Source organism: Bacillus cereus group sp. BfR-BA-01355 (assembly GCF_022663675.1).
In the GTDB taxonomy this organism is placed as follows: domain Bacteria; phylum Bacillota; class Bacilli; order Bacillales; family Bacillaceae_G; genus Bacillus_A; species Bacillus_A thuringiensis_S.
In genome coordinates, this window is record NZ_JAKUFY010000032.1 from 46,590 (window position 1) to 56,719 (window position 10,130).

The following is a 10,130-nucleotide window of genomic DNA, read 5'->3' on the forward strand; positions in this document are numbered from 1 at the left end:
ATATATTTTGAAAAACAGTAACGATTCTTTTTATTTATATTATAGATAGCTAGTTTTAGAGAGATAAGGCTTACAATAAAACAAGCTATGAATAAGACATTAAAAAGGAGCTGGAATGTATGGGGTATATTGTAGATATTTCAAAATGGAATGGAACTATCAATTGGGATATTGCAGCATCTCAGCTAGATTTAGTGATTGCTAGAGTTCAAGATGGCTCTAATACGGTGGATTTTATGTATCAAAATTATGTTAGTGAAATGAAAAAGTATAGTATCCCATTCGGTAATTATGCTTTTTGCCGTTTTATATCTATTGCTGATGCAAAGAAAGAGGCACAAGATTTTTGGAATCGTGGTGATCAATCAGCTAAGTTTTGGGTGGTGGACGTAGAAGTTCAAACGATGGCAGATATGCAAGGCGGGACACAGGCATTTATTGATGAATTACGCCGTTTAGGTGCGGAAAAAGTAGGATTATATGTAGGGCATCACATGTATTTATCATTTGGAGCACGTAATATTGAAGCTGATTTCGTATGGATCCCTCGTTATGGAGGGAATAAGCCAGCATATCCATGTGATATTTGGCAATATACGGATTCAGGGAATGTTCCTGGGATTGGGAAATGTGATCTGAATCGATTAGTAGGAAATAAGTCACTTTCTTGGTTTATAGATTCGAACAAAGCAAATCAATCTAACATAGTGTATAAACAGCAACCGAATGGCATTGGTATTGCAGTTTCGAAATATCCTGATGGATACGGAATAAATTTATATGAGAATCCCATGAATCCTCAATTTACAGGTGCACTCACTCAGAAAATTCCATATTTAATCTTAACAGGTTATTGGGGAGGCGGTGAGCAAGATATGATTTGTTTAGGGAACGATAAGCAGTGGGCATATTTAAAACATTTTAAGGTGAAATGGTTTTATGCAACTTCGAAATATCCTGTCGGCTACAGAGTAAATTATTATGAAGAGCCTGAATGTATGAATTATAAAGGAAATATAGATGGATCGACATCTTTTCGAGTGTGGGGTAGAGTGGGAAATGCGGTAGATATCGGGCAGAATAGTTGGATACCTGAAGAACATGTAATTATTAAGTAACTATAGAAGCTATATTTTTTTTGGGGCATATAAAGAGTTTTCTTACTATACATAGTAAGAAAACTCTTTATATTTAAAAATGAAAATACATGATACATAGTCTACTCATATGAAATGAATTACATGTAGAAAACACACTGTTTTCACAATGACTGTGTATAGTTAATTTGCATAATGATAAAAGTGAGGTATTTGAATTGAAAAAGAAAAAGATATTTATTGGAACGATTATTTCATGCGTGATGCTAGCATTATCTGCATGTGGTTCCTCAGACAACGTAGTAACATCAAAAGTAGGAAATATTACAGAGAAAGAATTAAGTAAAGAATTACGACAACAATATGGAGAAAGTACTTTATATCAAATGATGTTAAGTAAGGCATTGCTAGATAAATATAAAGTTTCAGATGAGGAAGCAAAAAAGAAAGTAGAAGAAGCAAAAGATAAAATGGGTGAGAACTTTAAATCGACTTTAGAACAACTTGGATTGAAAAATGAAGATGAATTAAAAGAAAAAATGAAGCCAGAAATTGCATTTGAGAAAGCAATCAAAGCAACAGTTACAGAAAAAGATGTGAAAGATAACTATAAACCAGAAATGAAAGTAAGTCACATTTTAGTGAAAGATGAAAAAACGGCTAAAGAAATAAAGGAGAAAGTAAATAATGGTGAAGATTTTGCTGCCTTAGCAAAACAGTATTCAGAAGATACTGGTTCAAAGGAACAGGGCGGGGAAATATCTGGTTTTGCTCCTGGGCAAACAGTGAAAGAATTTGAGGAAGCTGCGTATAAATTAGATGCAGGCCAAGTAAGTGATCCAGTTAAAACAACTTACGGTTACCATATTATTAAAGTGACGGATAAAAAAGAATTGAAGCCATTTGATGAAGTAAAAGATAAAATTCGTAAAGATTTAGAACAACAAAGACTAGAAGATACGACAGGTAAATGGAAACAACAAGTAGTCAATGATTTATTGAAAGATGCTAATATTAAAGTGAATAATAAAGAATTTAAAGATACATTTAAATTTCTAGAAAAGAAATAATGACTGTAATCATAACTAGAAAAGGGAACTCATATAGAGTTCCCTTTTCTAATTAGTGTGTGAGTTATAAATAGATAGTAAGACAATACAATATTACATTTAAATATTAAGAATTACAATGGGAAATTATGGGTTTAAATTAAAGGAATTATAATTATTTCAATGGAAGTAGATATGATACGGTTTTCATTATGCAAGTTTGTTACATATATTTACTCTTTAATAATGGGTATCGAACATAATTTACAAAATAATACATATAATGTTTTTGAATAAATATTTAACGTGGATAATTAGTAAAAAGCTGAGCATTCGATTGGAAAGGATGTTCTTTTTAGTATGAAAATTTTAGGATAAAGAATGAATCGCTTTAAACGCGTCATTTACCATATCAATAAATTAAGGTGGAGAGAATATATGAAAGTAATCTTTCAGGGAGAGGGCGGCGCGAAAATTTTTGAGTCATATGATGAAAATATAAGTGATTTATTAGCAATATTAAAAGAAACGAAAGGGATTAAAATAGGGATGGTTGAGTATAAAGTGTTAAAGTACGAACTTAATTATTTTCGTCATCCGAAAAAATCGGATACAGAGAGAGAGTTACATATAATAGTACAACCTATGTATATGTAATAAAATATAATAATAAAAATCACTGATTCAGTTTTGCAAAGTTTCATAGAGTATGTAAGAAAAGAGAGTGTTGTAAATGTTCTCTTTTCTTATGCTTTGTGAGTTCGTTCATCATAGTATATGTTTTCAGTTATAGATGGTTAATAAACGAAAAAATTTAAAACTTTTTTGTTTGGGTAGGGATTTTATATATGAATAAATATACTATGAAGTATTTTTTATACGAATATTGGAGGAGTATAAAATGAGTTTAGCTAGTTACATAGGCTGTAATGTAGAAATTCCGTTAACGGTTCCAGATTCTAATGATGTAATTGTTTTTGGACCGTGTTTTTCAGATGAAAGTATGCTTGAAATTGTACAAGAGTATCAATTCCAAACAAATTTCACATATGAGGTTTCAACTAGTTGGGGAATTGAACTTGTCGAGTGGCAAAACGTAAAGGAAAAAAAGAAGCGAAAGAAAAACTTTTAACTTTATGCAAGATTATGGAAGGCTATTTGGAAGATGGAGACTATTTCGAATTATTTAGTTGTTGGGTTGGTGATGAAGGTAAGGAACGAGTAGGGGAATTGAAATTAAAAATAAATCATTTTAATATAGATGAATTATGTATTCCAGAAAGAACATTAGTTAGGATAGAAAAATAAAATTTGAAATATTTTTTAGAAAAAGGCGATTTCACTTTGTGTGAAGTCGCTTTTTAGTTGTTATATGTATTTCATTTTACATAAGAAATGAGAAGTTTATTTGATAAAGGAAAAAGAAAGTATAGAGGTAAATAAAATTGTGTTTTTTGTTAAAAAATAATAAGTATGGCTCTTCTCAAAAGAACGTAAGTTCGTGTATAATAAGAACTAATGTTCCTTAGAGGGATAACCTAATTATAATTTAGAAGTAAATCCGAGTTTAGTGAGTATTAAAAATAACTAAGGGATAGTATGACTAAATAAATGTATAAATGATCAAGGAGATAAAAAATGAACGATGTAAAGATACAAAAAGAAGAAAGAGAGTGGGTTCCGTTTACAGTAATATCCGAACAACTTTTAAATATGAGAAAGATTATTGGAGAGAAATTAAAAGTACAAAAACCGCTTTTAACAAATGAAGCAAAAGAGAGAATTTCTGATAAATTATTAAATTCATTACTGTCTGAGAAAGAAATATTGGTAACATATTTTGAAGATGGCTACATATTAACAAGCTACATGACAGTTGTACATATTAATCCGGTAAAACAAATTGTAATTTGTACAGACGCCTTTTATAAAACTTACGTATTTAACGCTATGGATATTATTGAAATAACGTAAAAGAAGCTGAATATTAAATGGCAGCTTCTTTTATTTCTGATTTATGAAATAAATAATACAAGAAAAAGCAGCTAGCTTCGTGCTAGCTGCTGAGCCCCAGGGAAAGGGAGAAAAAGATAGGGTACTCCAAAATCAACAAGAGCTGTCAAACAGCCTGATTATAGTATAGACAAATTAAAATTTTCTATACAGAAAGTTAAACATAAGATTAGGCTGTACCCACTTGGTTTTGATCTGCAAGGTCAGAATCAAATGTATTGGTCGCGCTAACACCGCTAAAAGTATTAACAACAAAACCAACGTTTGATGCGCCGGAGCCATTATAAGCTTTCGTATTTTCTTTCGGAGAAACGTTGTAGAAATCACCTAAGTTAAATGAACCATTACTATTTTGTACAACTAAATTTCCTACAACTGATGGCATAATTTTCACCTGCTTTATAATAAGTTGTTAACATTACTATATGGAGTTATAGTCCAGATGGTTCATACAATAAAAATTGTGGGATAGTAAAACGTTTGGAGCATGGATTTCAATAAAAGTGTGTTAAAATTAATATAATAAAGTTGAGTATTTTTTTGAAAAATTTATATAATTAATATATATGAAAATAAAGGAGGCAAAATGTAATGAAAGATATTATGAAAAAAGTTGATTTAACAGATGCCAAATCAAGTAATCTTGTTGCACTAATTTATAGTAATGAAGTTATATTAGTTGAAGACGCATTTTGTCCAAATGAAATAAAATTAAAGTTTAATGAAATTGCAATTTTATCTGCAATTAAAACAGCTCATATTGCGAAAGTTTCTATTAGGAAAGAACTTGAAGCGCTTTTTCATGATACGGGTGTTATATTAGTGAAACAAAATGTTGATTATGGTAGTAGTCAATCTATTACCATGCATTTTGAGCAATTTAAAAAATTGCAATATGAGATTGAACATTTAAATAAAAGTATGTCATAAGGCAGCTAAATAAAGGTTCTATCATAAAGGTGGAATGTGTTGTGTTGAAAAAGTGGTTTAAAAATTATTTGGGTGAATCGCATTGTAAACATAAATATATTTTTATTAAGATGCAGGATAATGAGGATTTTAAAAAAAGGTACATTAGGTGTAGTTTATATTTACCAGTGTGAGAAATGTGGAAAAGAGAAGTTGAAATGTAAAAACAATAATGAAATAAACAATGAATTTTTAGATAGGTAGCAAAAAGTAACCATGATGGTTACTTTTTTTGTTTATGTATGCAATATCAAAACTATTACTAAAGTATGAGTTGAGTTGATACTATAGTAAATGGCTGAATAAAAATGAAGAGAGTAATATATAGGGAAGGAGGATGAGCGAAATGAAGAGAAAAGAAATTGGTAAGTCTGTAATTATTACAGGTGTGACACAAGGGTTAGGACGTGCGATGGTTGATCGATTTCATGAATTAGGGTGGAACATATATGGTTGTGGACGCTCAAAAGATAAAATTGAAGAACTAAAAAAACAGTACAGTAAAATACATGATTTCCAAGTAATTGATATTTCAGATTCTCAGCAAGTTAACAATTGGGCAAATTATATACTTAATAGACATAAGGCTCCCAATCTGATAATAAATAATGCATCGATTGTAAATCAAAATGCACAACTTTGGAAAATTACGGCTCAAGAATTTGAAAATGTAATGAATGTAAACGTGAATGGTGTAGTAAATGTAATAAGAGCGTTTGTTCCAGCAATGGTAGTTAGGAAAGAAGGGATTATCATTAATATGAGTTCTAGTTGGGGAAGAGAAGGTGAGGCTGAGCTTGCGCCATATTGTGCCTCGAAATTTGCTATTGAAGGTATCACTAAATCTATGGCCCTGGAATTACCCTATGGCATGGCTGTAGTTGCTTTAGATCCTGGAGGGAGTATTAGTACTCCAATGCTGAAGTCATGTGCTCCACAATATATAAATGAATCACCTACACCTGAAACTTGGTCACATAAAGCAATTCAATATATATTGAATATAACAATAGATAAAAATGGAGATTCGTTGACATGTCCAGCATGCATATAAAAAAGCACCTTTAAGGTGCTTTTTTATATTGGTAGTACATTATATCATTCACAAAATCACATATGAAAAATAAAATAAACGATTAAGGGTGAGATTTGTTTGTTTTGAAAGCTTTAGAAAATATTTAAATAGGTGATAAAAATGAATCCACGCGGTTTAAAAGTGACAGGGGCATGGTTTCAAGTGGGAGGGAACCTTACAGCTGCTATTGGGACGACAAGAGGATTTATTGGAGAAGAGAAAGTTGAATCGGACCTTGTTATTGTAGGGAGCTCATTACAAGCCCTCGGGTATATATTACAAATCATTGCGAGCAAGTATGATGACGGGGAAGAAAAAAGAGAAAATCAAAATATAGGCTTAGAGAATCAAAGTAAATTACTTGATAAAATAGGAATTGAGTTATTAGCATTAGGGAATATATCAAATGTAATAGGAACATATTTTAATATAAATGAACAATTGAAAGAAAATGATTTTCTTATTATTATAGGGAACAGTTTACAATCAATCGGTGCTTTTTTAGGAGTAGAAGCAGCTTTGATGGATATAAATGTACTACAGAAAATTATTATACTAGGTAACTCCATGCAAAGTTTAGGAGCTGGATTACAAGCGTATCAAGGCGTTTCAAATTTATTGAAAGATGAGAGAGAAAATGAAGATAGTATTTTTGATAAGAAGGATGAGAGAATAATTGCACTCATTGGTATTTGGATACAAGCGCTTGGAACGTTAATTTCTGCAATTGGAGTAACTGCAATAGAGGAAGAAAATAGGCTAGCAAACAATGAAAAGTCTGAAATACTTATATAAGTAGAAGGAGAGACATTGATTTTAGAGGCAAGTTAAGATTAAAATAGTAGTAGGTTTCTTTGCGTATATTTTGAAAAGTGATATATAAAATACAAAATAAGGAGTTTTCAAGGGATGATGTATTTATTAGCAATTTTTCTTCCGCCTGTTGCTGTATTATTTTGTGGAAAACCAATTCAGGCAATAATAAATTTCATATTAACACTAATATTTTGGGTTCCAGGAGTTATACATGCAATTCTTGTAGTGCATGATAAAAAAGCTGATCGGCGTTTGAAAAAACAAATTCAAGCATATGATGAAATTAATAAGAGGAATCGAAGGTAATTTATCTGTAAAATATTTTTTAAAAAAAGGAGGATTAACCTCCTTTTTTTAGTGGGTGTTAAGTTTAAATTTTTGTGTGGCGGAAAGAATTTTTAATGTAAGTTTTATGATAATAACTTTTAGATTGTGCATGTAATAGGCCAGTATAGATACTTTCTGGTACATTAAAGAAATCGTACATACCATTCTTTAATTGGATTCGCAAAATCATAGAAAAAGGATTGTAGCCAACAGCAACTATATTTTTTGAAATCACGGGAGATAGCTTCATCATTACGCAACTCCTCACTTTTCATTTTTAATAATTTCTTGTAGATGTTGAGGTTATGAAGTTGAAATCCTTATAATTTAAGAGGTATTATACTTATATGCAATATATTAAATGTTTGTTATACGTAATTATAAGGAAGTTCACACGAAGTACATATCGTTGTGCTATTTTTATTTCACCTTTGATTTATAAATAAGAAAATATTGACCATTTGAAAAAAAGGTATATTATTTATACGAGGTATTAAAAATTCACTTTTTACATTCTATGCTTAAAGGGGCAGCGTTATTAGGAAAAATAGAAGTGAAAATAGTTTGTATAAGAAGTATTCTAAAAATTATAATCTGTGAATTGGGAAAATATTGAATGCTCCAGGTCAATATACTTTCTTAATCAAATTCATTTTAGAAAGTGACCTCAATATTTTTAAGTAAATCAACGGGAGAATTGAAAGGCAGGAGAAAGTAACATGTCAGAAAATTATCGTTCTCGAGAGGAACGACGACAAGTTAAAAAGAAAAAACAGCCAGCGTCTAAAACACAAAAACCAAAAGGTAAAACATCATTCTTTCGCAAGTTTTTAATTACTTGTTTATTACTTGGTATTGTTGGTTTAGTGGCGGGGGTTGCTACCTTTTTTGTAATGATTAAGGATGCACCAAAACTTGAGAAAGCAAAACTTGTTAATCCGTTATCCTCAAAAATTTATGATAAAAACGGGGATTTGGTATATGAATATGGAAAAGAAAAAAGGACGAATGTTACGTATGAGCAAATACCTAAATTAGTAGAAAATGCATTTTTAGCGACAGAAGATTCACGTTTTTATGAGCATAGCGGAGTAGATTTTAAAGGTACTGCCCGTGCTGTTCTAGTAAGTCTTAAAGGAGATTATGGTTCTCAAGGTGGAAGTACGATAACACAGCAAGTTATTAAAAACTACTTCTTATCAATGGACAAAACACCAAAGCGTAAGGCACAAGAAATATATTTAGCTTATAAGCTAGAACAACAGTATTCAAAACATGAGATATTAGAGATGTACTTAAATAAAATTAACTTAGGAAACCGTTCATATGGGATCGCAACAGCAGCACAAAACTACTATGGTAAAGAATTGAAGGACTTAACATTACCAGAAGTTGCGATGCTTGCAGGTTTACCGAAAGCACCGAATAACTATGATCCAACGAAAAAAGAAAATGTTCAAAAAGCAACAGAAAGAAGAAATGTTGTTCTAAACTTAATGAATCGACATGGATATATAACAAAACAGGAAATGGAAGAAGCATCAAAAGTTGACGTAGAAAAGGGACTCAAGCCTGCAACTCAACTACAAACAATGCCATATCCTGCATTTATGGATGCAGTTGTGAAAGAAGTAGAAAAAGAATTGCCAGATGCTAATATAGGTTCTGACGGTTTAGAAATTTATACAACGTTAGATCCGAAAGCACAGAAACTTGCTGATAATATTTTAAATAATAATATCATTGATTATCCGAACGATAAATTCCAAGGTGCATTTACATTTATGGATACGAAAACAGGAGAAGTTCGTGCTATAGGTAGTGGCCGTGGAGAAAATAAAGCTGTATTTAAAGGGCACAATATGGCAATTGAATTAGATCGTGCAGCTGGTTCAACGATGAAGCCGATTTTCGACTACGCTCCTGCAATTGAATATTTAAAATGGGCTACGTACCATCAAATTGATGACTCTCCATTTAAGTATTCAACGGGACAAGAAGTACGAAATTCAGATAGAAGTCACATGGGTCCAATTACAATGCGTGTAGCATTAGAAAAGTCACGAAATATCCCAGCAATTAAGACTGCGAAAGAAGTCGGAATTAATAAATCAAAAGACTTCTCTGAGAAATTAGGCATTACATTTAATGCAGCACCGACTGAATCAACAGCGATTGGTACAAATGAAGTATCACCAACTGAAATAGCGGGCGCTTATGCGGCATTTGGTAATGATGGTAAATATACGAAACCGCATTTTGTTAAGAAAGTCGTTTATCCAGATGGTAAGTCACAAAGTTTTGGACAAAAACCAAAACAAGTTATGACAGATTCTACAGCATATATGATTACAGATATGCTTCGTTCTGTAGTTAGATCAGGTACTGGTACATCTGCAAATGTAGCATCTTTAGATGTAGCTGGAAAAACGGGTACGACAAACTACTCATCAAAACAATTAGCTCAATATAAAATTCCAGAAAGTGCAACTCGTGATAGTTGGTTTGCTGGATATACACCGCAATATACGATGGCAGTATGGACTGGGTATATGAAAGATGGCAAAGACGAGTATATTAGTAGTAAAAATACGAAAATTGCACAGTTGATCTTTAAAGAAATGATGAGCGAAATGGCTACAGATAAATCACGCTTTAAAATGCCAAGTAGCGTCATTCAAGAAGGTAGTGAGCTACGTATAAAAGGTGAAAAACGTGATTCATCGCCAAATACTAGCGTACCGGATACAACGGAGCAACCAAAACAAGATCAACAGCAAAAAA

Annotated in this window: 13 protein-coding genes and 1 pseudogene; 12 read left to right on the top strand and 2 right to left on the bottom strand. The window is 31.6% G+C overall.

Annotated features, from left to right (window positions below):
- Positions 1-119 precede the first annotated feature (119 nt).
- From MR167_RS13345 to MR167_RS13370, 6 genes are all read left to right on the top strand, one after another.
- On the top strand, positions 120-1,118 hold the full coding sequence (locus MR167_RS13345; protein ID WP_242314802.1) for a glycoside hydrolase family 25 protein: 999 nt from the start codon (positions 120-122) through the stop codon (positions 1,116-1,118).
- 197 nt (positions 1,119-1,315) lie between these two features.
- Positions 1,316-2,167, top strand: coding sequence for a peptidylprolyl isomerase PrsA (locus tag MR167_RS13350; RefSeq protein ID WP_242314804.1), 852 nt, complete (start codon positions 1,316-1,318; stop codon positions 2,165-2,167).
- 417 nt (positions 2,168-2,584) lie between these two features.
- Positions 2,585-2,803 carry a hypothetical protein gene (locus MR167_RS13355; RefSeq protein ID WP_000864273.1) on the top strand — a complete coding sequence of 73 codons (219 nt, stop codon included), beginning with the start codon at positions 2,585-2,587 and terminating at the stop codon, positions 2,801-2,803.
- Positions 2,804-3,047: 244 nt separating this feature from the next.
- Positions 3,048-3,278, top strand: coding sequence for a hypothetical protein (locus MR167_RS13360; protein ID WP_014895236.1), 231 nt, complete (start codon positions 3,048-3,050; stop codon positions 3,276-3,278).
- Positions 3,233-3,454 (top strand): hypothetical protein, encoded by a 222-nt coding sequence (locus MR167_RS13365; protein ID WP_003264217.1) that lies wholly within the window; start codon positions 3,233-3,235, stop codon positions 3,452-3,454. The genes MR167_RS13360 and MR167_RS13365 overlap by 46 nt, the downstream gene beginning before the upstream one ends.
- Before the next feature lie 330 nt (positions 3,455-3,784).
- Positions 3,785-4,120 carry a YolD-like family protein gene (locus MR167_RS13370; RefSeq protein ID WP_002082834.1) on the top strand — a complete coding sequence of 112 codons (336 nt, stop codon included), beginning with the start codon at positions 3,785-3,787 and terminating at the stop codon, positions 4,118-4,120.
- Positions 4,121-4,328: 208 nt separating this feature from the next.
- Here the strand turns inward: MR167_RS13370 and gerPF are convergent, their stop codons facing one another.
- Entirely contained in the window at positions 4,329-4,544 is a 216-nt protein-coding gene (gene gerPF, locus MR167_RS13375; RefSeq protein WP_001141569.1) for a spore germination protein GerPF, read from the bottom strand.
- A 206-nt stretch (positions 4,545-4,750) separates the two neighbouring features.
- On the opposite strand from gerPF, the gene MR167_RS13380 reads away from it, so the two are divergent.
- From MR167_RS13380 to MR167_RS13400, 5 genes and pseudogenes are all read left to right on the top strand, one after another.
- Entirely contained in the window at positions 4,751-5,089 is a 339-nt protein-coding gene (locus MR167_RS13380) for a hypothetical protein (protein ID WP_000651908.1), read from the top strand.
- Between the two features lie 41 nt (positions 5,090-5,130).
- Positions 5,131-5,332: pseudogene (locus MR167_RS33345) on the top strand (hypothetical protein).
- 142 nt (positions 5,333-5,474) lie between these two features.
- Positions 5,475-6,182 (top strand): SDR family oxidoreductase, encoded by a 708-nt coding sequence (locus tag MR167_RS13390; protein ID WP_000823053.1) that lies wholly within the window; start codon positions 5,475-5,477, stop codon positions 6,180-6,182.
- Positions 6,183-6,323: 141 nt separating this feature from the next.
- Positions 6,324-6,998, top strand: a complete 675-nt coding sequence (locus tag MR167_RS13395) for a DUF6944 family repetitive protein (protein ID WP_001069566.1) — start codon at positions 6,324-6,326, stop codon at positions 6,996-6,998.
- Positions 6,999-7,112: 114 nt separating this feature from the next.
- Positions 7,113-7,325, top strand: coding sequence for a YqaE/Pmp3 family membrane protein (locus MR167_RS13400; protein WP_000990219.1), 213 nt, complete (start codon positions 7,113-7,115; stop codon positions 7,323-7,325).
- Between the two features lie 64 nt (positions 7,326-7,389).
- Here the strand turns inward: MR167_RS13400 and MR167_RS13405 are convergent, their stop codons facing one another.
- Positions 7,390-7,599: a KTSC domain-containing protein gene (locus MR167_RS13405; protein ID WP_000977080.1), complete on the bottom strand. Its 210-nt coding sequence runs from the start codon at positions 7,597-7,599 to the stop codon at positions 7,390-7,392.
- 466 nt (positions 7,600-8,065) lie between these two features.
- Between MR167_RS13405 and MR167_RS13410 the strand changes: the two genes are divergently transcribed.
- Positions 8,066-10,130: transglycosylase domain-containing protein (locus MR167_RS13410; protein WP_242314806.1), on the top strand; the 2,065-nt coding region annotated here is incomplete at its 3' end.

Bases quoted from the DNA above. Each gene is read 5' to 3' on its own strand.
- MR167_RS13345 (WP_242314802.1), top strand. From the start codon at position 120: ATGGGGTATATTGTAGATATTTCAAAATGGAATGGAACTATCAATTGG.
- MR167_RS13355 (WP_000864273.1), top strand. From the start codon at position 2,585: ATGAAAGTAATCTTTCAGGGAGAGGGCGGCGCGAAAATTTTTGAGTCA.
- MR167_RS13360 (WP_014895236.1), top strand. From the start codon at position 3,048: ATGAGTTTAGCTAGTTACATAGGCTGTAATGTAGAAATTCCGTTAACG.
- MR167_RS13370 (WP_002082834.1), top strand. From the start codon at position 3,785: ATGAACGATGTAAAGATACAAAAAGAAGAAAGAGAGTGGGTTCCGTTT.
- gerPF (WP_001141569.1), bottom strand. From the start codon at position 4,544: ATGCCATCAGTTGTAGGAAATTTAGTTGTACAAAATAGTAATGGTTCA.
- MR167_RS13380 (WP_000651908.1), top strand. From the start codon at position 4,751: ATGAAAGATATTATGAAAAAAGTTGATTTAACAGATGCCAAATCAAGT.
- MR167_RS13390 (WP_000823053.1), top strand. From the start codon at position 5,475: ATGAAGAGAAAAGAAATTGGTAAGTCTGTAATTATTACAGGTGTGACA.
- MR167_RS13395 (WP_001069566.1), top strand. From the start codon at position 6,324: ATGAATCCACGCGGTTTAAAAGTGACAGGGGCATGGTTTCAAGTGGGA.
- MR167_RS13400 (WP_000990219.1), top strand. From the start codon at position 7,113: ATGATGTATTTATTAGCAATTTTTCTTCCGCCTGTTGCTGTATTATTT.
- MR167_RS13405 (WP_000977080.1), bottom strand. From the start codon at position 7,599: ATGATGAAGCTATCTCCCGTGATTTCAAAAAATATAGTTGCTGTTGGC.